Origin of the sequence: Cupriavidus respiraculi, assembly GCF_914271545.1 — a bacterium.
Taxonomy (GTDB): domain Bacteria; phylum Pseudomonadota; class Gammaproteobacteria; order Burkholderiales; family Burkholderiaceae; genus Cupriavidus; species Cupriavidus respiraculi.
The window spans coordinates 171,807-194,232 of the sequence record NZ_CAJZAH010000002.1 but is presented as its reverse complement, the minus strand read 5'-3'; the positions used below and the strand labels follow the sequence as shown (position 1 = coordinate 194,232).

Below are 22,426 nucleotides of genomic sequence, written 5' to 3'. Positions count from 1 at the left end.
CGGCTAGGCGCGCGACGCGTACGCCTTGAGCCAGCCGAGCCCGGCCGACGTGCCGGCGCGCGGGCGGTACTCGCAACCCACCCAGCCGCCGTAGCCCAGTTCGTCCATCAGGTCGAACAGATACGGATAGTGCAGCTCGCCCACGTCAGGCTCATGGCGCCCCGGCACGCCCGCGATCTGGATATGGCCGATGCCGTCGATATCGCGGCGCAGCTTGGTCGCGACATCGCCTTCCACGATCTGGCAGTGGTAGCAGTCGAACTGCACTTTCAGGTTGGCGGCGCCGACTTCGTTCCGGATTGCCTGCGCCTCGTCCTGCCGCCGCAGCAGATAGCCGGGCATGTCGCGCGGGTTCAGCGGTTCGATCAATATCGTCACCCCCTGCGCCGCGGCGGCACGCGCGGCATAGGCCAGGTTTTCCAGGTAGACGGCACGATGGCGGGCCGGGTCCGCGCCGGCCGGCACCATACCGGCCATCACATGCAGCTTGTCGTTGCCCAGCGCGCCCGCATAGCCGAGCGCGCGCGCGATGCTGTCGCGGAATTCCGCCTCGCGCCCCGGTATGCCCGCCATGCCGCGCTCGCCGGCGCCCCAGTCGCCCGGCGGCGCGTTGAAGAGCGCCAGCGCGAGGCCATGCTCGTCGAGCCGCGCGCGGATCTCCGTGGCCGGATGCTCGTAGGGAAACAGGAATTCGACCGCGCCAAAGCCATCCGCGGCCGCGGCGGCGAATCGGTCCAGAAACGGGTGCTCGCCGTACATCAGCGAGAGATTGGCGGCAAAGCGGGGCATGCGGTCTCCTTGCGGTTGGGGTGGCGGACGAGACGGCCGGCGGCCGGGCACAGTATCATCCCGCGATACGTGCGGGGCGCACGCGCCGCGGCGTTCCGTTTCTTTCCTTCGATGTTGTCCTGCCTTTGCGCATCACCATGCCCGTTACCGTACAGATCCTCCCTTGGTCCGAAGCCCGCGACACCGCCCGCGCCATCCGCTATGCCGTGTTCGTCGAAGAGCAGGGCGTGCCCGTCGAGCTGGAGTGGGACGACCAGGACGAGCCGAGCTGGCACGCCGTGGCGCTCGCCGACGACGGCACGCCGGTCGCCACGGGACGCCTGCTGCCGGACGGCCATATCGGCCGCATGGCGGTGCTGGCGAGCGCCCGGGGCACGGGCGTGGGCGCCACGGTGCTGCAGGCGCTGATGGGCAAGGCAGTGGAACTGGGCTATGCCGAACTGGTGCTCAACGCGCAGACGCATGCCGCACCGTTCTACGAGCGAGCCGGCTTTGCCGTCAGCGGCGAACCGTTCGAGGAAGCGGGGATCCCCCACGTGGAAATGCGCAAGCGCCTGCGGCCCTGAGGCGGGCGGATGGGGCGCCGCCTCAGCGCGGCGCCGGCACCGTGCCGGGATGGCGCGCGACATCGAACTGGCCCTGGTACGACACCTCGCCGATGCGCCCGTCGGCATCGAAGCTGCGCTCGCTCAGATCGAAGCGCCCGTCGTGGCGCACGCGCAGCAGCGTGCTGGCGCGCGTGCCATAGCTCGGCGAACGGATAAAGGCCGACGACAACAGCCTCTCCCACTCGGGGCTGACGCCGGTCTGCGGCAGCTCGAAGCCGGCCGCCTGGCGTTCGTCGGCGAGCAGGTCCAGATAGGGTTCGGCGCTCGCGCCCGGCGCGCCCGTGTCGGCCGCCAGCGTCTCCGCGAGCGCCCCCACGCGGCTGCGCACCTTGGGCCACGGCGTGTCCAGCAGGGCGTTGGACAGCCCGTAGAGTCCGGGGCTGAGCCGCTCGGGCTGGCCCGAGGGCGCGCGATTGCTGAACCACCACAACTCGCGCAAATCGCTCGCCAGCAGGTTGAAGCCGTTATAGGCGCCGCAGTTGCGGGCCAGGCCGCGCAGATAGGTTTCGGGATCGATGTCGCCGCGCAGGTAGCGGTCGACCAGCTCGCCGCGCGAACGCGCGTCGGTGCGCTTTTCCGAGGGCGCGCGGTAGTTCGTCAGGCCGGCGAAGCGGCCATCGGCCGTGACGCCCATCCACGTGCCGGGCTCGCCGATGACCTCCGCCATGTCGCGGCCCGCCAGCACCTGCGGGGCGTCGGTCCACCAGTGCACCGCCTGGGCGGGCCTGGCGTAGAACTCATCGCGATTGGCCGCCACTACCAGCGCATAGTCCGGATGGGCTTGCCAGGCGACCAGGATCAAACACATAGCGCTTCCTTGTTGCTGCCTCGTTGCTGCATTGATTCTGCTACTCGCTCCAGCTCCCCGGGCTAGAGCACGTCCAGGTCGACGAACCGCTCGACCATGCGTCCGCCCTCGATCCATGGGGCCAGACCGCTCTGGCGCCACAGTCCTTCGAGGGTGGCATCGAAGGCCGGCGGCACGTCGGCATAGCTTTCCATCCAGGTCTGCATGCCGGCGCGGGTCTCGGGCCTGCGCATCAGCGTACCACCAATCCCGGTCGCCTCGGCGACCGTCTCCATCCAGCGGTGCCAGTGCGGCAGGGCCTCGACGGCCCGCTCGTCGGGGATGCGGAAGTACACGAAGAGATGGTCGCTCATGCTGGCCTTGTCGTCCGGTTCGGTCAGTCCGCCGCCGTCAACGGCACGGCATAGGGCAGGTCGCCGCGCGCGATGGCCGGCCCTTCGGCGTGGCCCAGGTGCAGCGCGGCATCGGCGGCATCGATCTTCAGTTCGGCCAGCGCGATCCAGCCGTCCGGGGCCGGGGCCGCGTTGACCACCATGCCACAGGGCTGGCCGGGGTCGTCGGTGCGGAAGACCTCGGTGCCCGCGGCGGGCACCTCGCCTTCGCCGCTGACCATCCACATGCGGCGCTTGAGCGTGCCGCGGTACTGGCTGCGGGCGACGATCTCCTGCCCGGGGTAGCAGCCCTTGCGGAAGCTCACGCCGCCGATCAGCTCCAGGTTGATCATCTGCGGCACGAACTGTTCCTGCGTCGGCACGGTGATGCGCGGCAGGCCGGCCTGGATCTCCAGCCAGTCCCACACCTCTGGGCTCGCGGCCAGCAGCGCGGTGCCCAGCGTGCCGCGCAGTTCGTCGGCGCGCGCGGCCGGGGCCACGATCTGCCAGCGCGGCACGCCGGCGCTGTCCGGCAGGCGGATCACGGTGGTGCCGTCCGCGCTTTCCACGGCCCATGGCGCCACCGGCACCGGCAGCCCGGCGGCGGACAGGGCGGTCGCGGCCTTCTCGCCGGCGACGCCGACCACGGCGTGATCCGCAGACATGTCGGAGAGCTTCGCCTTGGCGCGCAGCACGAACATCGACAGCCGCTTCTGGATGGCGGGCTGCAGGTCGGCCGACAGTTGCAGCACGATGCCCTGCGCGTCGCGCCACATCACGAAGCTGGCGAGCAGGCGGCCCTTGGGCGAGCAGTATCCCGCGAGGCGCGCGGTGCCGGCGGACAGGTCGTCCACCGCGTTGGTCAGTTGGGTGTGCAGGAAGCTGGCGGCATCGTCGCCGCTCACCCGGATCAGGCCGAGTTCGGCCGGCCAGCAGACGATGCCGTCCTGGCGGGCGGCGGCGAACTGGGAGGCTAGGGCGGGATTGGGGGCGTGCATGGGCGGTCGTGAAGGAACTGAGGCGAACAATAGGGGCGGCTGCGTGGTCGTGCGCCGTGCGGACCGGATACCGGCGGGCATGCCGGTGGTCCGGCAAGGGCGCGCCAGACCCGGCAAAAACAAGGCGCCGCCATGATGTGCGGCGCCGCTCGCATCGCGCGCGGGCCGTGCCGCGCAAGGCTGCCGGTATTATATGGGGCTGTCGCCAATTCGGCCGGCGCCTCGTTCGGGCGGCCGCGAGCCGGGGCGTCCCACGAACGTCATCCATGAAACGTCTTTTTTACCGCCTGGTGCTGGCCGCCGTGATCTTTACGGTCGCCGCGGCGGGCGCCCTGGCCTGGTGGGCCCAGCGCCCGCTGACGCTGCCCGCATCGCCCATCGAAGTCATCATCAAGCCTAATTCCGGCGTGGCCAGCGTCGGCCGCCAGCTCCAGCGCGGCGGCATCGCGATCGATCCCCGGCTGTTCGTGCTGCTGGTCCGACTGACCGGCCACGGCGGCGACCTGAAGGCAGGCGGCTATCAGTTCGAGACGGGTGCCACGCCCATGACCGTGGTCGGCAAGATCGCGCGCGGCGAGGTCAACCACCACGTGCTGACCATCATCGAGGGCTGGGAATTCAAGCGCATGCGCGAGGCCATCGACGCCCATGCGGCGCTGCGCCACGACACCAAGGACATGTCCGAGGCCGAGCTGATGAAGGCCATCGGCGCGGCCGAGAGCGCGCCCGAAGGCCTGTTCTTCCCCGACACCTATCTGTTCGCGCGCGGCAGCAGCGATATCGACCTGTACAAGCACGCGTACCGGCGCATGCAGCGCCGTCTGACCGAGGCGTGGAACGCGCGCGGCCCCGACCTGCCGTACAAGACGCCCTACGAGGCGCTGATCATGGCCTCGATCATCGAGAAGGAGACGGGCCAGGCGGCCGAGCGGCCCATGATCGCGTCGGTGTTCGTCAACCGGCTGCGCAAGAACATGATGCTGCAGACCGACCCGACGGTGATCTACGGCCTGGGCAAGACTTTCGACGGCGACCTGCGCAAGCGCGACCTGCTGGCCGACACGCCCTACAACACCTATACCCGCGCGGGCCTGCCACCGACACCAATTTCGCTGCCGGGCCTGGCCTCGCTGTCGGCCGCGACGCTGCCGGCGGCCTCCGACGCGCTATATTTCGTCGCGCGTGGCGATGGCAGCAGCCATTTCTCCAATTCGCTTCCCGAACATAATCGCGCGGTCGACCAGTACCAGCGCCGCAAATAACGACATGCGCGGAAAATTCATCACCTTCGAAGGTATCGACGGCGCCGGCAAGAGCACCCATATCGCCTGGGTCGCCGAGCAGCTGCAAACCCGGCTTGGCGACGCGCGGCGCGTGGTCACGACCCGCGAGCCGGGCGGCACGACGCTCGGGGAAGACCTGCGGCAGATCCTACTGCACCGCAAGATGCATCTGGAAACCGAAGCGCTGCTGATGTTCGCCGCCCGGCGCGAGCATCTGGCCGAGGTCATCGAACCGGCGCTGGCGCGCGGCGACTGGGTCATCTCGGACCGCTTCACCGATGCGAGCTTCGCCTACCAGGGCGGGGGCAGGGGACTGGCCCGCGAGCGCCTCGAAGCGCTGGAGCAGTGGGTGCAGGGCGACCTGCAACCGGACTTGACCCTGCTGTTCGACGTGCCGCTGGAGGTCGCGGCCGAGCGGCTGGCCGGGGCCCGGGCGCCGGACAAGTTCGAGTCCGAATCGTCGGCCTTCTTCGCCCGGACCCGTCAGGAATACCTGCGGCGGGCCGCCGAGGCGCCCGGGCGCTTCCGCATCCTGGACTCGACGCGGCCGATCGCGGATATTCAGGTGGAACTGCAAGAGATAATCGCAAGCCTTTGAAGAACAAGGACTATATCGACTTCGTGATGATGGGCGGTCGATGTGAATTGCGCGAAACGAAAAGATGGCCAAAGCGGATAATCCGCTTCAACACTGCCCGCTAACTCATTGATCTTTCATGCTATATCCCTGGCAAACCCATGACTGGCAGAGACTGCAGACGCTGCGCGAGCGGCTGCCCCATGCCCTGCTGATCCATGGCCAGCAGGGCATCGGCAAGCGCGACCTGGCGATGCATTTCGCCCAGGGTCTGCTGTGCGATACGCCACTGCCGGACGGGCAGCCGTGCGGCACCTGTTCGGCCTGCCACTGGTTCGGCCAGGGCAACCATCCCGACTTCAATGTGGTGCGGCCCGAGGCCATGGAGGGCGCCGCCGACGGCGAGGCCGACGAGGGCGGCAAGAAGAAGGCGCCCAGCAAGGTCATCCGCATGGAGCAGGTGCGCGGGCTGATCGACGCCGTGGGCGTCGGCACGCATCGCGCCGGCCACCGGGTGGTGGTGGTCTACCCGCTCGACGCATTGCAGACCGAAGGCGCCAACGCGCTGCTCAAGACGCTGGAGGAACCGCCGCCCGCCACGGTCTTCCTGCTGGTCACCGACCGGCTGGACCGCGTGCTGCCGACGATCCTGTCGCGCTGCCGCCAGTTCTCGGTGCAGCGGCCGGGCCCGGCCGAGGCGCTGGACTGGCTGCGCGGCCAGGGCGTGGCCGATGCCGAGGGCCAGCTCGCGCAGGCGGGCGGCTCGCCGCTGACGGCCCTGGTCGCGGCCGAGGCCGAGGAGCAGCCGATGCAGCGCTGGCTCGTGTCGCAACTGGGCAGCGGCCCCGCGTTCGACGCGCTGGCCGCGGCCGAGCAGTTGCAGAAGCTGCCGGTGCCGTCCGTGCTTGGCATCGTGCAGCGCTGGACTTACGATCTGCTGGCGTCGCAGGCGAGCGCCGACGCGGGCCGGCCGCCACGGTATTTCCCCCGCGAGGCCGCCGCGCTGGCGCGCTGCGCGGGTGCCACCGACGTCCATCGGGTGCAGGGCTTCGCGCAGCGGCTGGTGCAGCACCGCCGCAGCGAGGCGCATCCGCTGGCGCCGCGGCTGGTGATGGAAGCGGTGTTCCTCGAATACCGCCAGCTTTTCCAATAGAACAGAAACAACAAGGGTCAGTCATGAACACAGCGGTTGCCGGTCCCGGCGCGCCGGGCGCGCCTTCACGTCCCAATGTGTTGTCGCTCTCGCTCAAGGACCAGGCCGGCGTCTACGCGGCCTATATGCCCTTCCTCGAGCGCGGCGGCATCTTCGTCCCGAGCAACCGGCCGTTCCGGCTTGGGGAGCAGGTGTTCCTGGTGCTGTCGTTGCTGGACCGGCCGCAGAAGTACCAGATCGCGGGGCAGGTGGCGTGGATCACGCCGGTGGGCACGCCAAACAAGACGCCGGGTGTCGGCGTGCATTTCCCCGACGACGACAACGGGCGCAACCTGAAGCGCGCCGTCGAGGAGATTCTGGGCAAGGCGCTGGAGTCGGGCCGCCCGACACAGACGATGTAATACCTTAACTTGATGGCGCAAGCCATTGATCGGATTGGATTTTCGAGTATGGAAGCATCGGGCCTGACGCTGCGCGACGCCCGCCAGGAAGACCTGGCCGGCATCGTCGCCATCTATAACAGCACCGTGCCCTCGCGCATGGTCACCGCGGATACCGAGCCGGTGGACGTAGGCTCGCGCCAGGCATGGTTCGACGCCCACGGCCCCGAGCGGCGGCCGCTGTGGGTGGCCGAGGACGCCGAGGGCCGCATGGCCGGCTGGCTCAGCTATTCGGACTTCTACGGCCGGCCGGCATATGGCCGCACGGTGGAGGTTTCGATCTACCTGGACGCCGCGCAGCGCGGCCGGGGGCTTGGGCGCTTCCTGCTGGAGCGGGCCATCGCCCATGCGCCGCAGCTGGGCATCGACACGCTGCTCGGCTTCATCTTCGGCCACAACGACCCCAGCCTGCGCCTGTTCGCCTCGCTGGGCTTCGCCCGCTGGGGCGAGCTGCCCCGGGTGGCCGTGCTCGACGGCGTCGAGCGCGACCTGATCATCGTCGGTCGTCGCGTCGACTGACCCGCACCTGCATCCAGCGCCACCGGCCGAACCGCTTCCTTCCCGCCACCATGTTCGTCGATTCCCACTGCCATCTCGATTTCCCGGACCTCGCCGCTCGGCTGCCCGAGCTGCTGGACAATATGCGCGCCAACCAGGTCACGCATGCGCTGTGCATCTCCGTCACGCTGGAGGACTTCCCGCGCGTGCTGGCTCTCGCCGAGCAGCATCCCCACTTGTACGCGTCGGTCGGCGTGCATCCCGACCACGAGGAGGGCGAAGAGCCGACGCTGGAGCGCCTGCTGGCCCTGTCCGACCATCCCCGCGTGGTGGGCACCGGCGAGACCGGGCTCGACTACTACCGGCTCAACGGCCGCGACGTCGCCGACATGGAATGGCAGCGGGAGCGCTTTCGCACCCATATCCGCGCCGCGAAGCAGACCGGCAAGCCGCTGATCATCCATACCCGCTCGTCGGCGGACGACACGCTCCGCCTGATGCGCGAGGAAGAGGCGCGCTCGGTCGGCGGCGTCATGCACTGCTTCACGGAGACGTGGGACGTGGCCCGGCAGGCGCTGGACGAGAATTTCCACATCTCGTTCTCCGGCATCGTCACCTTCAAGAACGCGGCGGAACTGCAGGAGACCGCGCGCAAGGTGCCGCTGGAGCGGATGCTGATCGAGACCGATTCGCCCTACCTGGCTCCCGTGCCGTATCGCGGCAAGACCAACCAGCCCGCCTGGGTGCGGCATGTCGGGGAGTTCATCGCCGAGCTTCGCGGCATTCCGGTGGAGCGGCTGGCCGAGCAGACGACGGAAAACTTCTTCAATCTTTTCAGCCACATACAGAGGACCGCTCATGTTTGATGTCAAGATGTTGCGGGCCCTGGCGCTCGCCGCCGCGCTGGCGGCGGGCCATGCCGTTGCCGCCCCGGCGGACGATCTGCGCAAGGCGGTGGAGTTCGACGACGGCAATACCGTGCAGAAGCTGGTGGCGCGCGGCGTGAATCCGAACCTGAAGGACCGCAAGGGCGATCCGCTGCTGGTGCAGGCGCTGCGCGAGAAGTCGCTGAAGGCGGCGCGCGCGCTGATCAACGCGAAGGACATCGATTTCGACCAGCCCAATGCCGCCGGCGAGACCGCGCTGATGATGGCCAGCCTCCAGGGCGAGCTGGAGATGGTCAAGCTGATGGTCGACGACAAGGAAGTGGAGATCAACAAGACCGGCTGGACGCCGCTGCACTACGCGGCCACCAACGGGCACCTGGAAATCGTCCAGTTCCTGCTGGAGCGTTCGGCCTATGTCGATCCCGAAAGCCCCAACGGCACCACGCCGCTGATGATGGCCGCGCGCGGCGGCTATGCGGAGATCGTCAAGGTGTTGCTGGAGGAAGGGGGCGCGGACCTGCGCATGCGCAACCAGCAGGGCATGACCGCGATCGATTTCGCCGAGCAGTACAACCAGCCCGAGATCGCCGCGGGCCTGAAGTCGCGCTGGCAGAAGGTGTATGGGCAGCAGCCGCCCGAGCCGCGCACGCCCCGGCCCGTGACGCCGGGCAAGGGGTGAGCGGCCCGGGGGCGCTCAGACGTCGTCCGCGAGCCTGACGCCGGTGAACTGCCAGCGCTGGTGCGGGTAGAAGAAGTTGCGGTAGGTGGCGCGGATATGGGATTCGGGCGTGACGCACGACCCGCCGCGCAGCACCATCTGGCTGCTCATGAACTTGCCGTTGTACTCGCCCACCGCGCCGGCGCTGGGCCGGAAGCCCGGGTAGGGCAGGAAGGCGCTGGCAGTCCATTCCCACACATCGCCATACATCTGGCGCAGCACGCCGGAGGTGTTCTGCCGGTCCGGCAGCGGCCGCAGCGCCTGGCCCTCGGCGAAATTGCCCGTGGCCGGCAGGTTGCGGGCAGCGTGCTCCCATTCCGCTTCGGTCGGCAGGCGCCGCTCGGCCCAGCGCGCGAACGCGTCGGCCTCGAAAAAGCTCACATGGGTCACGGGGCTATCGGGATCCACCGGATGCATGCCGCGCAGGCTCATCTGCCACCACGTGCCGTCGCGCTCTTCCCAGTACAGCGGAGCCTCGATGCCCTGCTCGGACACCCAGCGCCAGCCGTCCGAGAGCCACAGGCCCGCGGTGCGATAGCCCCCGTCCTCGATGAATTCGAACCACTGGTGGTTGGTCACCGGGTGCGAACACAGCAGGTACGGTTGCAGCAGGACATGGTGGCGCGGCCGTTCGCAGTCGAAGGCGAAGTCCTCGCCGTCGTGGCCGATCGCCACGGTGCCGCCGGCAAAGCGCAGCCACTCCGGCGCGGGGCGCGGATCGGCGATCACCGGCGCCAGCAGCTCCGGCGCATAGGCCGGCTTGAGCGGGTTCTGCGCGAACAGGTGGAGGATGTCGGTGAGCAGCAGTTCCTGGTGCTGCTGCTCGTGGTTCAGTCCCAGCTCGATCAGCGCGGCTTCGGCATCGGTCTGCGCGGTCTGCAGCAGCGCGATCATGGCCTCGTCCACGCTTTCGCGGTAGGCCAGGATCTCGTCCAGCGAGGGGCGGGTGAGCAGGCCACGGCGCGGGCGAGGATGGCGCGGGCCGATGGCCTCGTAGTAGGAGTTGAACAGGTAGCGGTAGCGGGGGTCGACCGGCTCGTAGTCCGGCACGCGGGGGCCGAGGACGAATTCCTCGAAGAACCAGGTGGTATGCGCCAGGTGCCATTTGGCCGGGCTGGCATCGTCCATCGACTGCACGGTGGCGTCGGCATCGCTCAGGTCGGCCACCAGCGATTCGGTGGCGGCGCGGACGTGGCGATACTGCGTCAGCAGCGTGGGTTCGTGGGGCGGATGGACAGCGCTGGCGGGTAACAGGGCAGAGGGCATGCGGGCTCCCGGGTTGCGATCCGCTTCATGATAGACCCCTTCGCTGCCCGGGGCGAGCGCGGGCGGCGGCGGGGCCGGGGCACGTGAACCCGTGCCACCGGCCCGGATCGGCCTGCGCGACCCGCTTCTCTCTTGCGCTCAGGCGGCCAGCGCGGCGCCGTCGTTGAGCGCGGCCACGGCACGGTTGGCGGCGGTCAGGCCGGCTTCGCGGCTCTCGGGACCCATGGCCAGGCCGTGCGCCCGCACATAAGTGATATCGGTGATGCCCAGGAAGCGGAACACCGTGTCCACCGTCACTTCATGCAGGTCCAGCGCGCTGGCGTCCTGGCGCAGGCCGCCGCGGGAAGACACCACGATCACGCGCTTGCCGCCGGCCAGGCCTACGGGACCGGACTCGGTATAGCGGAAGGTGCGGCCGGCCTGGGCGATACGGTCGATCCACGCCTTGAGCTGGCTCGGGATGCTGAAGTTGTACTGCGGCACGCCCACCACCAGCACATCCGCGTCCAGGAACTCCTTCAGCCACGTTTCGGTGCGCTCGAGCTCGGCCTGCTGGACGTCGTTCAGGCCGTCCTTCGGGCCGCCCAGCACCGGCAGCAGCGCACCGGACAGGTGGGCGGGGCTGTCCTGGTCCAGGTCGCGCACCGTCACGGTGGCATCGGGATGCTGCGCCACCAGGTCCGCCACGACCTTGGCGGTCAGGGTGCGGGAAACGGAATGGTCGCCGAGGACGCTGGAATCGATCTGCAGGATGTTCATGTTGGGCTCCACATCAAAGTAAGTGTCGATGTGGCAAAGATAGAGTCTGGCCATTGATGCCGGTAGTGAGGCAGAATGGAAATTATTGTTCTGTCCATGGAACGACGAACGGCGCCGCGTGTACTGGCCGCCATTTCCACTACCGAGAGCGCCCGCATGCAGGACCTCAACGATCTGTTTCTCTTCGCCCAGGTGGTGCAGCACGGCAGCTTTTCCGCCGCCAGCCGCGCCACCGGCGTGCCCAAGTCGCGCCTGAGCCGGCGCATCGCCCAGCTGGAGAAGGATCTGGGCGTGCAGTTGCTGCGCCGTACCACGCGCCAGGTACGCGTCACGCCGCTGGGCGAGGCGTTCTACGAACGGTGCCGCGCCATGCTCGCCGAGGCCCAGGCGGCGCGGGAGATCATCGAGCAGTCGCGCGCCGTGCCGGGCGGCTCGCTGCGCATCAGCTGCCCGGTGGCCGTGGCGCAGCGGATGCTGGCGCCGTATATCGGGCGCTTCATGCAGGCCAACCCCGGCATCCGCCTGGAGATCGATGCCACCAACCGCCGGGTCGATGTCATCGGCGAAGGCTATGACCTGGCGCTGCGGGTGCGCGACGTGATCGACGATTCCTCGCTGGCGGTGCGCACCTTCGGCGAAAGCCCGCTGATGATGGTCGCGAGCCCCCGGCTGCTGGACAGCATCGGCAGGCCCCGCACGCCCGAGGCGCTGTCCGGCGCGCCGGGGTTGGCGCAGAAGCCTCACGACGGCAAGCACGTCTGGCAGCTGTGCCTGAACGACGAGCCGGCGATCCAGATTCCCTACGACCCGCGCCTGATCAGCGACGAATTCGCCTTGCTGGTGGAGGCGGCCATCGATGGCGTGGGCGTGGCGATGCTGCCGCGCATGTATACGCGGGAGGCGCTGGAGCGTGGCGAACTGGAGCTGCTGCTGCCGCAGTGGCGCATGCCGGTCGGCACGCTGCACGCCGTGTTTCCTTCGCGCAAGGGCATGCCGCCGGCATTGCGGCGGTTCCTGGATTTCCTCGCCGAGATCCTGCCCGAGACCGCGTCCAAGGTCGGCATGCAGGCGATCAGCCGTCCCGGCATGCACCAGCCGCCGCGCTAGCGCACGCGCCGACAAGCCCGCGCGGCATTTGCGGCTTTACCTACACGCCGGGTGGCACTAAGGTACAGTGGCGTCCGCGTGCGGTTGACGTCCCATGACGTACCGGTCTGCCCGTGCCTGCAGGGACGATCCACGCACCCGTCCGACACCATCCCGACCCGTAGAAGGAGTGATAGCAATGAGTGCAACCCATGGTTCCCAGGATCTGGGCAAGGCAGTGCTTCGTATCGTGCTCGGCGTGCTGATCCTGCTGCACGGCATCGCCAAGATCATCAGCGGGCCGGGCCATATCGTGGGCATGGTCGAGGGCGCGGGCCTGCCTGGCGCGCTGGGCTACCTCGTCTATGTCGGGGAGGTGCTGGCACCCATCCTGCTGATCGTCGGGCTGTGGACGCGGCTTGCCGCGCTGATCGTACTCGGCAACATGCTGGTGGCCGTGGGCCTGGTTCACATGCACCAGATCGGCATGCTCAACAAGATGGGCGGCTGGGAGCTGGAATTGCAAGGCATGTTCATCGGCGCGGCCGTCGCGGTGATGTTCCTGGGCGCCGGCCGCTTCAGCGTCGGCGGCATCAATGGCAAGCTGAACTAGCGCAGCGGGGCGGGCGGCGTTACCGCTGCCCAACGGTTCCCCGTCTTTCGCCGCTTTTTGCGCCGTGCCGGAACGGCGCGACAGCCTGACCCGCTACAATCGCTGCCCGTGGTTTCAGATGATGGCATTCGATAATGGGTTTAGGCTGGTTCGGATATTCGACCTTCTGGCTGCTGCCGCTCGCGTGGCGGCTCGCGCTGCGCCCGCTGGCCGGGCAGCGCGTGTTCGGTCCCGGCACGCTGCGCGTCTGGCTGGGCAGCGCCGTGGTGCTGCTGGCCAGTGCCTCGCTGGAGGCGCTGACCGCCGCGGCGGACGCCAATGGCATTGCCGGTGGCTCGGGCGGCCGCGCGTTCGCGCATCTTGCCGCGAACCTGTTCGGCTGGAGCGGCGCGCTGCTGGTCATGCTCGGCGCGCTCGCGCTGGCGGCCCCGATGGTATTCGGCGAGACCTGGCGCTCGCTGTTCCTCCGCAAGCCCGCGCAGGCCGCCGCCGAGCATGGCGATGTGCGTGGCAGCGCGCCGGATAGCGGCGCGCGGGCTGCGCGCGGCGGCCGCGAGCCCCAGTCATGGGAATCCGTCGCGACGGCCTGGACGCCGGGACTGACGGAGCCGACGGCGCGGAGGAAGGGGATCGAACCCGTGTCGGCGCGCCGCCAGCCGGCCTGGCAGCCGCCGCCGCGCACACGCAATTCGCCGCCACAGCCCGGCGAGATCTGGTCGCAACCGCAAGCTTCCCCGCAAGCCGTACCGCCCGCCGCGGCGGCGCCGCACGCGCGGCAGGCTACCAGCGCCACCGGCGCCGCCGCCCGGCCTTCGCCCGCGCGCCCGCCCGCCACGCCCGCCGGCACCGCGCCGGCGACGGGGACGAGGCCGCTTCAGGCAACCATCGTCAGCAGTCCCTTCCGTCAGCCGCAACTGGGTTTGCGCTCGGCCATCACGACCCTGCCGGAGGCCAACGCGCCTGCGGCGCGCGCGGCCACGACTTCGGCCGCGACCCCGGCCACGGTGCCGCAACGGGAGCCCGTCGCAGCGGCTGCGGCAGCCTCGGGAGAACCGGCGAGGGATGCAGCCCCCGAGCCTGCCAGCGCCGCAGGAAGCGAATCGACGACCCAGCGAGCGCAGGCGCCGGCCATCGCGGCGCAGGCTCCCGCGACTGACTCGGCCGCCGTGCCGACGAGCGTACCGGCGCCAGGCGCACTGGCCCCCGAAGCCGGCGAGACGCCCATTCACGTGATCGACGCCGTCGAGCCTGTCGCAGGCGGTGCGCCCACTGGGCAGGCGGCGGCGGATGCCGGCGTGGTGACGCTGGCCAGCCTGCGCGCGGAAGCCGAGGCACTGTTGGCGGAACTGCGCGCGCTGGCCGCCGTTTCGTCGGGCGGCGCCATGGCGACTGTCATCGAAGGGCACGGCGAGCCTGCAATGGCAGGCCGTTGGGAAGGTGAGGCCGGCAGGGAAGCGCCAGCCGGCGCGCAGGCCGAACCTGCCGGGGCCGCGTTCGTGGCCGAGCCCGTGCAGGCGCCGGCAGGGCAGCACGTTCCCGACCCGCTTCACGAGCAGATTCCGGAATTGATCGCCGAGCCGATCGCCGAGCAGCTTCCCGCGGAACTCCCCGCGCAGACGAGCGAACAGGTTCGGGAGCCGATCGAGCCGCCGCTTCGGGAGCCGGTTGCAGATACAGAGCCGGCTACTGAGGCCATTGGGCATCCCGGGCAGGAGGAACCGTCCGGCACGGCCACCGCTTCCGTGGACGGCGATCCCGAGGCGGCGCCGCAAATCGAAGCCCCGGTCGCGCCGACCGCACCGACACCCAAGCCCCGCATCGTGCTGCCCGCCGTGGTCGGCAAGGCCGTGCCGCTGGCATCGCAGCCGGCCGCCGCCGCGCCGCCCGCATCGCCACCGCCGCCGCCGCGCGTGGTGGACTACCGCCTGCCTGGCGTGGACCTGCTGGAAGCGGCCGCCGCCGACATGGAGCACGTTCCCGAGGAGCGGCTGGAGGAAACCGGCAACCTGATCGCGCAGCGCCTGGCCGAATTCAAGGTGCCGGTGTCGGTGGTGGGCGCCTCGGCCGGCCCCGTCATCACCCGTTTCGAGGTGGACCCGGCGATGGGCGTGCGCGGCGCCCAGGTGGTGGGCCTGATGAAGGATCTGGCGCGCGCGCTGGGCGTGACCTCGATCCGCGTGGTCGAGACCATTCCCGGCAAGACGTGCATGGGTCTGGAGCTGCCCAACGCAAAGCGGCAGATGATCCGGCTGTCCGAGATCGTCGAGGCCGCGCCGTTCCAGGGCCACGCGTCGCACCTGGTGCTGGCGATGGGCAAGGACATCACCGGCAATCCGGTGGTGACCGATCTGGCGCGCGCGCCTCACCTGCTGGTGGCCGGCACGACGGGTTCCGGCAAGTCGGTCGCGATCAACGCCATGATCCTCTCGCTGCTGTACAAGGCGACGCCGGAGGACGTGCGGCTCATCATGATCGACCCCAAGATGCTGGAGCTGTCGGTCTACGAGGGCATTCCGCACCTGCTCGCGCCGGTGGTGACGGACATGAAGCAGGCCGCGCACTCGCTGAACTGGTGCGTCGGCGAAATGGAGAAGCGCTACCGGCTGATGTCGGCGCTGGGCGTGCGCAACCTGGCCGGCTACAACCAGAAGATCCGCGCGGCGCAGGCCGCGGGCCACAAGGTGCCCAACCCGTTCTCGCTGACGCCCGACGCGCCGGAGCCGCTGGGCACGCTGCCGCTGATCGTGGTGGTGATCGACGAGCTGGCCGACCTGATGATGGTGGCCGGCAAGAAGATCGAGGAACTGATCGCGCGGCTCGCGCAGAAGGCGCGCGCCGCTGGCATCCACCTGATCCTGGCCACGCAGCGGCCCTCGGTCGATGTGATCACCGGCCTGATCAAGGCCAACATCCCCACGCGCGTGGCGTTCCAGGTCTCGTCCAAGATCGATTCGCGCACCATCCTCGACCAGATGGGCGCAGAAAGCCTGCTGGGCCAGGGCGACATGCTGTTCCTGCCGCCGGGCACCGGCTATCCGCAGCGGGTGCACGGGGCCTTCGTCGCCGACGAGGAAGTGCACCGCGTGGTCGAGCACTGGAAGCAGTTCGGCGAACCGGACTATGAAGAAGCCATCCTGGCCGGCGACCCGGCCGAGGCCGGCACCGGCGATCTGTTCGGCGAGGGGCAGGCCGATGCCGAGGCCGATCCGCTCTACGACGAGGCGGCGTCCTTCGTGCTGACCTCGCGCCGTGCATCGATCTCGGCGGTGCAGCGCCACCTGCGCATCGGCTATAACCGCGCGGCCCGCCTGATCGAGCAGATGGAGGTGGCGGGACTGGTCTCGCCGATGGGCCGCAACGGGGCGCGCGACGTGATCGCGCCCGGCGGCGCAGACTGAGGCGATGTCCATGGAGGGCAGCCGCGTGAATGCCGGCAATCTGTTCGCCGACGTACCCGTGGGCGCGCCGGCGGAAGTCTTCACCCCGCTGCTGGAACGCGCGGGCCTGACCATCGAGCGCATCGTCTCCAACGGGCAGGCGAGCCCGCCGGGCTTCTGGTACGACAGCGAGCGCGACGAGTGGGTGGTGCTGCTGTCAGGTAGCGCGGGTTTGCGGCTGGAGGCGGAGACGGAACAGCGGGTGCTGCGGCCCGGAGACTGGATACACCTGCCGGCGCGATGCCGGCATCGGGTGGAGTGGACGGATGCGGCGCAGCCTACGGTCTGGCTGGCTGTGCATGGGTGAGGGCGGGTAAGCGGCGGGACGGCGAGCGGCGGCGCTTTTGCGGGCGGTCACCCTCACCCCGTCCCTCTCCCGCTGGCGGGAGAGGGGAGAAAACAATCAGCGTTTGAACACCCGCGGTTTGCTCCCTCTCCCGCGCGCGGGAGAGGGGCCGGGGGTGAGGGTGACCGCATCCACGAAGCGATGCTTCCGCAATCAACTCAGGCCCCAGCCCCAAACACCGGCTCCCCCAGATTCAGCATCAACCGGTTGGCCCACGCGAAGATCGCGATCGCATGGATGCCATCGAGAATCTCCGCGTCGCTCAGCCCGGCCTGCCGCAGGGCGGCCAGCGACGCCGCGCCGATGCGGTCCGGATGCTCGGTCAGCGCCACCGAGAAGCGCGCGATGGCGACTTCGCGTGCGGTGGTGCCGGCCTCGCGCGGGTTGCCGAACACCTGGGCAATCACGTCGTTGCGCTTGGCCAGCTGCTCGAAGCGCTGCGCGTGGACCGACGCGCAATACACGCAGCCGTTGATGCACGACACGACCGTACTGGCCAGTTCGCGCTCGGCGCGCGCCATGCCGCCGGGCGCGTACATGATGGCGTTGAACGCGGCCGAGCGCTGGCGCAGGATTTCCGGCTGGTGCACGAGGAACAGGTAGTAGTCCGAGACCTTGGCCTTGGGATGGCTTTCCTCCAGCACCGCGATCTGTTCCGGCGTGGCGCGCTCCACCGGCACGACGTCCAGCCACGCCTTCCAGTCCAGCACCTCGCTGGTAAAGCCGTTGATGCGCAGCGTCTCGCCCGCGCGGTCGATGCCGGCCTGCGGCGCGCCGGGTTCGAGCGCATCGCCTTCGACGGCACCGTCCAGGGCTCGCAGCCCCGCCACCAGACGCACCTGATACGAAAGAAACGCGATCAGTTGGGCGAGCGTGACGACCTCCGGCGTGGATAGTCCCGCGGCCGGCAGCGCGTGCAGCGCATCGCGGTCGCCCTCCACGGGCTTCTCGATCAGCTTGCGCGTGAAGACCAGCATCGCGCGCAGACGCGCATCGGCCACGGTTTCGACGTTGCCGGCTTCGATGGCCGCGATCGCGGCGTGATCGAGGCCGGTCTCGCGCAGGCGCGCCAGGTAGTGGGCCGCCAGCGCGGCCGAGGGCGTCCGCCGCGCCGCATGCAAGGCGACGGCGAAACGCTCGGCCAGCGACAGCCCGGGCAGCGCGGGGTCGAAGAGCGCCCGGTAGCTTCCCTCGGTCGCCGTGGCGACCTTCTCGCGCTGGTGGCGCAGGGCATGCGTCGCGCTGCCCGCCGCGAGGCCGGCGAGGCGGTCGGTCAGGTCCAGGGGCGGCGTGGCGGCGGATGCGGTGGTGGTCGACTGGGTCATGGTATCGAGGCGAATAACGAAATCGGTGGTGGACGGCGAATCCGGATGGCAGGCGCTTGCGCGCTCCCGCGCGCCGTGGCTACGCGGGTCCGCCCGGGAGCGGCGGCGCGGGCGTCCATTCGTCGCCGAACAGCTCGGGCTCCGCGTAGCGCTCCAGCGCGGCGAAATGCGACGCCACGTCCTCGCGGTACAGCAGGCTGGCGATGCCCTGCGCGAGCCGGCGCGCGCCGTCGCTGATGGCCGGGATATCGCCCGAGATGGTGCCGTGGCTGAGCGCCGCCGGATAGCAGAAGCAATGCACGCGCGACAGGCCGGGGCAGTCTCCCGGCGTCTTCTCCTGGAATTCGAACACGGGACCGAGGTCGGGCGAGTCCGACAGTTCCTGGTCTTCCTGTCCCGGCTGCGGGCGCAAGCGCTGGCTCCATAGCCGGATGTGCGGCGCGATGGCGGCGAATTCGGGCCGCGCGGCGAAGTCCACGCGAAAGCCGGTGGACAGCAGCAGGAAGTCCAGTTCGAACACGCCCCTGGGGGTGGCCACGTGCAGCGTCTTGCCGCGCTGCTCCACCGACTCGATGGGGCAGCCCAGATGGAAGCGCGCATTCGGATGGCGCGACACGCGCAGCGTGCTGCCGCGCGGGGGCGGCACCTGCTGGGCGTTGATGTAATGGCGCAGCCGCCATTTCCACTCGTCGGGCAGGTCGTAGTGGCCGTGCGTCAGTCCGGGATTGTTCGAGCCCTTGCTCTTGTTGATGCGCGGCATCTCGGCGCGGCGGATCAGCAGGTCCACGCTGGCGGCGCCCGCCTCGAGCGCGGTGGCCGCGCTGTCCATCGCCGACGCCCCCGCGCCCACCACGCCGACGCGCTTGCCGCGCAGCGTGCCGTAGTCGAGCTCGTCCGACGAATGCGCGCGCACGCAACGCGTGAGCGTCTGCGCGAACGGCGGCAGGTAGGCGCCGCCCAGGCCGTCGCGGCCGGTGGCGAGCACCACGCGGCGCGCCAGCACGCGAAGGGGCCCCTGCGGCGCGGTCATGCGCAGTTCCACCAGTCCGTCGGCGCGCGGCAGCACCAGATCGACGCGGTGGTCGTTGCGCACGTCCAGCGCCAGCACGCGGCGATACCAGCGCAGATAGTCCATCCATTGCAGGCGCGGGATCTTGTCCAGCGCGTCCCAGGCGTCGCGCCCGAACTGGGCCTCGAACCACGCGCGGAAGGTCAGCGCGGGCAGGCCCAGCGCCGGGCCGGTCAGCTGCTTGGGCGAGCGCAGCGTCTCCATGCGTGCGGTGGTGGCCCACGGGCCTTCGTAGCCGGCCGGCGCGCGGTCGTAGATGCGGGCGGCGATGCCCAGCTGCGTCAGCATGGCGCACGCGGCCAGGCCCGCCATGCCGCCGCCGATCACGGCCACGTCGAGAACGGGCTCGCCCTCGTGCAGACGCTGCGGCACCCAGGGCTTGGCGGGCAGGTCCAGCCAGGCGAGGTCCTGGCGCAGGCGCGCTTCCAGCGCGGCAAGACCGTCGACGGCAGGCAAGGTGGCGGAAGAAGAGGAGGGGTGTGTCATCAATCGCTCTGTTTCGGTTCGCGCAGTCCGTGCGGATGGCCGTTTTCGCGCAGGGCCGGGGCCGGCTCGGCGTCGCCCCACGCGGTTTGCACGATGCGGCCGTGATGCTGGGCATCGTGCCGGATAAAGCCGGGCAGCAGCGCGCTCGCCGCCGTGGCCAGCGCCTCGGTGAGCGCCTGCACCGCCGGCGTGGCGGGCTTGCCCTGCGGCGTGATCACGCAGAAGTAGAAGGGAATCGCCACGTCCAGCGGACGCACGGCGATGCCCTCGATCGGCATGCCGTAGGCGGTCACCGGCTCCAGCACCGCCATGCCCAGTCCCGCGCGCACCAGCGCCAGCGCGTTCAGCGAGGTATTGGTATCGACGCGGGTGCGCGGCACCACGCCGGCTTCGTCCAGCGCGCGGTCGATGCGGTGCCGCAGGCGATAGGGGTTCTGCATGGTCACCAGCGCGCGTTCGCGGCAGGCGGCCAGCGCCAGCGTGCGCGCATTGGCCAGCGGGTCGTCGACGCGCAGCGCGCCCACGCACGCCGCTTCGCCGATCCAGTGCAGCGCGACGCCGCGATGCTCCAGCGGCAGGCTGGTCACGCCGACTTCCGCGGCACCGGTCAGCACGGCATGCACGACCTTTTCCGGGGCGGCGCTGTGCAGATGGATCTGCGCGGGCGTGGCGGGCAGCGCGGCCAGCGCCGAGGGCACGAGGCCCGCCGCGAGCGAGGGCGTGGCCACCACGTTCAGCGAGCGGCTGCCTTCGCGGGCGATCACGTCGGCGCTGGCGCGGATCTGCTGCATGCCCAGCAGCACGGGCTCGACTTCCTCGTACAGCAGGAAACCGCGCTCGGTGGGGCTCACGCGCGGACCGCTGCGGGCGAACAGGTCGAAGCCCAGCTCGGTCTCCAGTTCCTGGATCAGGCGCGTGATGGCCGGCTGCGAGCGGCCCAGCAGCCGGCCGGCGGCGGTCACGCTGCCGGTGGACATGACCGCCGCGAAGGCTTCGAGCTGGCGGATTTCCATGGCTTGCAGGCTGGCGGTGTCGCGCGGCGAGTATTCGATATCCGGATTCTTATCCATTGACCATGCGCATGGCAAATACTTTATTGGCTTAAGCATCTGCCCTGTCCGCGCAGTCGCGCGCCGCTCGCGGGCTATCATGAGCCACTTGATGGGCCAGCCTCGCCCAGTCCCCACCTCCCGGAGAACCGCTTGCTGTCTTGCCTAGGACGCCCGTTCGGACTGCTGCGCGCGCTTGCGCTGCTCGCCATGATCGCGGGGCTGCTGTCGCCATTCGAGACTGCACGGGCCGCGGCGGGCGAGGGCGACGCGCTGCGCGTGGGCTCCAAGCGCTTTACCGAGTCCTACATCCTCGCGGAGATCCTGACCCAGACCGTCGCCGCGTCCGGCGCCGCGCAGCATCGGGCGGGGCTCGGCAATACCGCCATCGTGTTCGAGGCGCTCAAGGCCGGCAGCATCGATCTCTATCCGGACTACACCGGCACGGTGGCCGCCGAGATCCTGAAGCTGCCGCCCGACGCCACGCTGGAGCGCATGAACGAGGCGCTGGCCCCGCTGGGCCTGGCCGCGGGCGTGCCGCTGGGGTTCGAGAACACCTATGCGCTGGCCGTGCGCGACGATGCCGGCGCGCTCGCCACGCTGTCCGACCTGGCGGGACAACCGCGACTGCGCCTGGGCCTGTCCCACGAATTCCTCGGCCGCGCCGACGGCTGGCCCATGCTGGCGCGGCGTTATGGCCTGCCGCAGCAGCCGCGCGGCCTTGACCATGGCATCGCCTACGAGGCGCTGGCGAACCGGCAGGTCGATGCCATCGACATCTATTCGACGGACGCCAAGATCCGCAAATACCGGCTGCGCGTGCTGCGCGACGACCGCCATGTCTTTCCGCGCTACGACGCCATCGTGCTGTACCGGCGCGATGTGCCGGCCCGCTTCCCGCAGGCGTGGCAGGCCATCTCGGCTCTGCAAGGGCGCATCGATGCCGACGCGATGATCGCCATGAACGCCCGCGCGGAACTGGACGGCGAGTCGTTTCCCGCCATCGCGCGCGGTTTTCTGGCTGGTTCGGGCAGCGCGGGCGGGAACGGTGCCGCGGACCGCCGCGGCGGCCTGTGGGCCACCGTGCTGGGACCGGATACGTGGCGGCTGACGCGGCAGCACGTGGGACTGGTGGCGGGCGCGGTCGGCGCCGCGACGTTGGTGGGCGTACCGCTTGGCATCGTCGCCGCGCGCCGGCGGCGCCTGGGGCAGCTGGTGCTGGCCGTGGCTGGCGTGCTGCAGACCGTGCCGTCGCTCGCCATGCTGGCCATCCTGATTCCGGTGCTGGGCCAGATCGGTTTGTGGCCCGCGCTGGCGGCGCTGTTCCTGTATGCGCTGCTGCCCATTGTCCGCAATACCTGCACGGGACTGCAGCAGGTGCCCGTGGGCCTGCTGGACGCGGGACGGGCGCTGGGGTTCTCCGGTGCGCAGAACCTGCGGCATGTGGCGCTGCCACTGGCCATGCCCGTCATGCTCGCCGGCATCAAGACCGCCGCGATCATCAGCGTGGGCACCGCGACCATCGCGGCGTTCGTCGGGGCGGGCGGCTATGGCGAGCGCATCGCCACGGGGCTGGCGCTGAACGACCACACGTTGCTGCTGGCGGGCGCAATTCCGTCGGCGCTGCTGGCGCTGGTGGTGCAGGGCGTGTTCGAGGCGATGGAATGGCGCCTGGCGCGGCGGGAACGGCTGGCGTTGGCCAAAGGCGGGATTTTCTCCCCTCTTCCGCCAGCGGGAGCGGGGCGGGGGTGAGCGAAGGGCTTGGGCGATTCGCGCTCATGCGGCCGGGCATGACGGATACGTGAAAGACACCCATCGCATCTATCCGGCCGTCACCCTCACCCCCGGGCCTCTCCCGCT

22 protein-coding genes are annotated in these 22,426 nt (G+C 69.9%); 13 read left to right on the top strand and 9 right to left on the bottom strand.

What is annotated here, in order from left to right; all coding sequences use genetic code 11:
• Positions 1–3: 3 nt before the first annotated feature.
• Positions 4–789, bottom strand: coding sequence for a 2-oxo-tetronate isomerase (gene otnI / locus LDO27_RS08460; RefSeq protein WP_224041117.1), 786 nt, complete (start codon positions 787–789; stop codon positions 4–6).
• A gap of 137 nt (positions 790–926) precedes the next feature.
• Here otnI and LDO27_RS08455 point away from each other — a divergent pair, with 137 nt between their 5' ends.
• Positions 927–1,355, top strand: coding sequence for a GNAT family N-acetyltransferase (locus LDO27_RS08455; protein WP_222201088.1), 429 nt, complete (start codon positions 927–929; stop codon positions 1,353–1,355).
• Between the two features lie 22 nt (positions 1,356–1,377).
• Here the strand turns inward: LDO27_RS08455 and LDO27_RS08450 are convergent, their stop codons facing one another.
• The 3 genes from LDO27_RS08450 to ygfZ all read right to left on the bottom strand — a co-directional run bounded on the left by LDO27_RS08450 (position 1,378) and on the right by ygfZ (position 3,574).
• Positions 1,378–2,205 (bottom strand): NRDE family protein, encoded by an 828-nt coding sequence (locus tag LDO27_RS08450; RefSeq protein WP_224041115.1) that lies wholly within the window; start codon positions 2,203–2,205, stop codon positions 1,378–1,380.
• A gap of 62 nt (positions 2,206–2,267) precedes the next feature.
• On the bottom strand, positions 2,268–2,558 hold the full coding sequence (locus LDO27_RS08445; RefSeq protein WP_224041113.1) for a DUF4936 family protein: 291 nt from the start codon (positions 2,556–2,558) through the stop codon (positions 2,268–2,270).
• A 23-nt stretch (positions 2,559–2,581) separates the two neighbouring features.
• On the bottom strand, positions 2,582–3,574 hold the full coding sequence (ygfZ, locus tag LDO27_RS08440; RefSeq protein ID WP_224041111.1) for a CAF17-like 4Fe-4S cluster assembly/insertion protein YgfZ: 993 nt from the start codon (positions 3,572–3,574) through the stop codon (positions 2,582–2,584).
• Between the two features lie 266 nt (positions 3,575–3,840).
• Here ygfZ and mltG point away from each other — a divergent pair, with 266 nt between their 5' ends.
• The 7 genes from mltG (at position 3,841) to LDO27_RS08405 (ending at position 9,091) form a co-directional block, all read left to right on the top strand.
• Positions 3,841–4,836 (top strand): endolytic transglycosylase MltG, encoded by a 996-nt coding sequence (mltG, locus tag LDO27_RS08435; RefSeq protein WP_222201084.1) that lies wholly within the window; start codon positions 3,841–3,843, stop codon positions 4,834–4,836.
• 4 nt (positions 4,837–4,840) lie between these two features.
• Positions 4,841–5,455, top strand: coding sequence for a dTMP kinase (tmk, locus tag LDO27_RS08430; protein ID WP_224041109.1), 615 nt, complete (start codon positions 4,841–4,843; stop codon positions 5,453–5,455).
• 118 nt (positions 5,456–5,573) lie between these two features.
• A complete protein-coding gene (locus tag LDO27_RS08425; RefSeq protein WP_224041108.1) occupies positions 5,574–6,587 on the top strand; it encodes a DNA polymerase III subunit delta' in 1,014 nt (337 codons plus the stop codon).
• A gap of 23 nt (positions 6,588–6,610) precedes the next feature.
• Positions 6,611–6,988 (top strand): PilZ domain-containing protein, encoded by a 378-nt coding sequence (locus LDO27_RS08420; protein WP_224041106.1) that lies wholly within the window; start codon positions 6,611–6,613, stop codon positions 6,986–6,988.
• Between the two features lie 48 nt (positions 6,989–7,036).
• Positions 7,037–7,546 (top strand): GNAT family N-acetyltransferase, encoded by a 510-nt coding sequence (locus LDO27_RS08415; RefSeq protein ID WP_224041105.1) that lies wholly within the window; start codon positions 7,037–7,039, stop codon positions 7,544–7,546.
• 50 nt (positions 7,547–7,596) lie between these two features.
• Entirely contained in the window at positions 7,597–8,391 is a 795-nt protein-coding gene (locus tag LDO27_RS08410; RefSeq protein WP_224041104.1) for a TatD family hydrolase, read from the top strand.
• Positions 8,384–9,091 carry an ankyrin repeat domain-containing protein gene (locus tag LDO27_RS08405; RefSeq protein ID WP_224041103.1) on the top strand — a complete coding sequence of 236 codons (708 nt, stop codon included), beginning with the start codon at positions 8,384–8,386 and terminating at the stop codon, positions 9,089–9,091. The genes LDO27_RS08410 and LDO27_RS08405 overlap by 8 nt, the downstream gene beginning before the upstream one ends.
• Before the next feature lie 15 nt (positions 9,092–9,106).
• Here LDO27_RS08405 and egtB read toward each other — a convergent pair whose 3' ends face one another.
• Positions 9,107–10,396: an ergothioneine biosynthesis protein EgtB gene (gene egtB / locus LDO27_RS08400; RefSeq protein ID WP_222201077.1), complete on the bottom strand. Its 1,290-nt coding sequence runs from the start codon at positions 10,394–10,396 to the stop codon at positions 9,107–9,109.
• A 138-nt stretch (positions 10,397–10,534) separates the two neighbouring features.
• Complete coding sequence (locus LDO27_RS08395) at positions 10,535–11,155, bottom strand: FMN-dependent NADH-azoreductase (RefSeq protein ID WP_222201076.1); 621 nt, start codon at positions 11,153–11,155, stop codon at positions 10,535–10,537.
• A gap of 156 nt (positions 11,156–11,311) precedes the next feature.
• Between LDO27_RS08395 and LDO27_RS08390 the strand changes: the two genes are divergently transcribed.
• The 4 genes from LDO27_RS08390 to LDO27_RS08375 all read left to right on the top strand — a co-directional run bounded on the left by LDO27_RS08390 (position 11,312) and on the right by LDO27_RS08375 (position 16,598).
• Positions 11,312–12,262: a LysR substrate-binding domain-containing protein gene (locus tag LDO27_RS08390; RefSeq protein WP_224042489.1), complete on the top strand. Its 951-nt coding sequence runs from the start codon at positions 11,312–11,314 to the stop codon at positions 12,260–12,262.
• Between the two features lie 178 nt (positions 12,263–12,440).
• Positions 12,441–12,854: a DoxX family protein gene (locus tag LDO27_RS08385; protein WP_224041102.1), complete on the top strand. Its 414-nt coding sequence runs from the start codon at positions 12,441–12,443 to the stop codon at positions 12,852–12,854.
• Positions 12,855–12,988: 134 nt separating this feature from the next.
• Positions 12,989–16,252, top strand: a complete 3,264-nt coding sequence (locus tag LDO27_RS08380) for an FtsK/SpoIIIE family DNA translocase (protein WP_224041101.1) — start codon at positions 12,989–12,991, stop codon at positions 16,250–16,252.
• A gap of 10 nt (positions 16,253–16,262) precedes the next feature.
• Positions 16,263–16,598 (top strand): cupin domain-containing protein, encoded by a 336-nt coding sequence (locus LDO27_RS08375; RefSeq protein WP_224041100.1) that lies wholly within the window; start codon positions 16,263–16,265, stop codon positions 16,596–16,598.
• Positions 16,599–16,795: 197 nt separating this feature from the next.
• Here the strand turns inward: LDO27_RS08375 and LDO27_RS08370 are convergent, their stop codons facing one another.
• The 3 genes from LDO27_RS08370 to LDO27_RS08360 all read right to left on the bottom strand — a co-directional run bounded on the left by LDO27_RS08370 (position 16,796) and on the right by LDO27_RS08360 (position 20,530).
• Positions 16,796–17,962, bottom strand: a complete 1,167-nt coding sequence (locus LDO27_RS08370) for a CMD domain protein (protein ID WP_224041099.1) — start codon at positions 17,960–17,962, stop codon at positions 16,796–16,798.
• Between the two features lie 79 nt (positions 17,963–18,041).
• Positions 18,042–19,517, bottom strand: a complete 1,476-nt coding sequence (locus LDO27_RS08365; protein WP_224041098.1) for a SidA/IucD/PvdA family monooxygenase — start codon at positions 19,515–19,517, stop codon at positions 18,042–18,044.
• Entirely contained in the window at positions 19,517–20,530 is a 1,014-nt protein-coding gene (locus LDO27_RS08360; protein ID WP_224042488.1) for a LysR family transcriptional regulator, read from the bottom strand. The genes LDO27_RS08365 and LDO27_RS08360 overlap by 1 nt, the downstream gene beginning before the upstream one ends.
• Positions 20,531–20,776: 246 nt before the next feature.
• Here LDO27_RS08360 and LDO27_RS08355 point away from each other — a divergent pair, with 246 nt between their 5' ends.
• Entirely contained in the window at positions 20,777–22,318 is a 1,542-nt protein-coding gene (locus LDO27_RS08355) for an ABC transporter permease/substrate-binding protein (protein WP_224042486.1), read from the top strand.
• Positions 22,319–22,426: the final 108 nt, after the last annotated feature.

Coding starts and splice junctions, on each gene's coding strand:
- LDO27_RS08415 (WP_224041105.1), top strand. CDS start 7,037: ATGGAAGCATCGGGCCTGACGCTGCGCGACGCCCGCCAGGAAGACCTG.
- mltG (WP_222201084.1), top strand. CDS start 3,841: ATGAAACGTCTTTTTTACCGCCTGGTGCTGGCCGCCGTGATCTTTACG.
- LDO27_RS08365 (WP_224041098.1), bottom strand. CDS start 19,517: ATGACACACCCCTCCTCTTCTTCCGCCACCTTGCCTGCCGTCGACGGT.
- tmk (WP_224041109.1), top strand. CDS start 4,841: ATGCGCGGAAAATTCATCACCTTCGAAGGTATCGACGGCGCCGGCAAG.
- LDO27_RS08420 (WP_224041106.1), top strand. CDS start 6,611: ATGAACACAGCGGTTGCCGGTCCCGGCGCGCCGGGCGCGCCTTCACGT.
- LDO27_RS08355 (WP_224042486.1), top strand. CDS start 20,777: ATGATCGCGGGGCTGCTGTCGCCATTCGAGACTGCACGGGCCGCGGCG.
- egtB (WP_222201077.1), bottom strand. CDS start 10,396: ATGCCCTCTGCCCTGTTACCCGCCAGCGCTGTCCATCCGCCCCACGAA.
- LDO27_RS08405 (WP_224041103.1), top strand. CDS start 8,384: ATGTTTGATGTCAAGATGTTGCGGGCCCTGGCGCTCGCCGCCGCGCTG.
- LDO27_RS08425 (WP_224041108.1), top strand. CDS start 5,574: ATGCTATATCCCTGGCAAACCCATGACTGGCAGAGACTGCAGACGCTG.
- LDO27_RS08395 (WP_222201076.1), bottom strand. CDS start 11,155: ATGAACATCCTGCAGATCGATTCCAGCGTCCTCGGCGACCATTCCGTT.
- LDO27_RS08455 (WP_222201088.1), top strand. CDS start 927: ATGCCCGTTACCGTACAGATCCTCCCTTGGTCCGAAGCCCGCGACACC.
- LDO27_RS08370 (WP_224041099.1), bottom strand. CDS start 17,962: ATGACCCAGTCGACCACCACCGCATCCGCCGCCACGCCGCCCCTGGAC.
- LDO27_RS08445 (WP_224041113.1), bottom strand. CDS start 2,558: ATGAGCGACCATCTCTTCGTGTACTTCCGCATCCCCGACGAGCGGGCC.
- LDO27_RS08390 (WP_224042489.1), top strand. CDS start 11,312: ATGCAGGACCTCAACGATCTGTTTCTCTTCGCCCAGGTGGTGCAGCAC.
- LDO27_RS08360 (WP_224042488.1), bottom strand. CDS start 20,530: ATGGAAATCCGCCAGCTCGAAGCCTTCGCGGCGGTCATGTCCACCGGC.
- LDO27_RS08450 (WP_224041115.1), bottom strand. CDS start 2,205: ATGTGTTTGATCCTGGTCGCCTGGCAAGCCCATCCGGACTATGCGCTG.
- LDO27_RS08410 (WP_224041104.1), top strand. CDS start 7,597: ATGTTCGTCGATTCCCACTGCCATCTCGATTTCCCGGACCTCGCCGCT.
- otnI (WP_224041117.1), bottom strand. CDS start 789: ATGCCCCGCTTTGCCGCCAATCTCTCGCTGATGTACGGCGAGCACCCG.
- LDO27_RS08380 (WP_224041101.1), top strand. CDS start 12,989: ATGGGTTTAGGCTGGTTCGGATATTCGACCTTCTGGCTGCTGCCGCTC.
- ygfZ (WP_224041111.1), bottom strand. CDS start 3,574: ATGCACGCCCCCAATCCCGCCCTAGCCTCCCAGTTCGCCGCCGCCCGC.
- LDO27_RS08385 (WP_224041102.1), top strand. CDS start 12,441: ATGAGTGCAACCCATGGTTCCCAGGATCTGGGCAAGGCAGTGCTTCGT.
- LDO27_RS08375 (WP_224041100.1), top strand. CDS start 16,263: ATGGAGGGCAGCCGCGTGAATGCCGGCAATCTGTTCGCCGACGTACCC.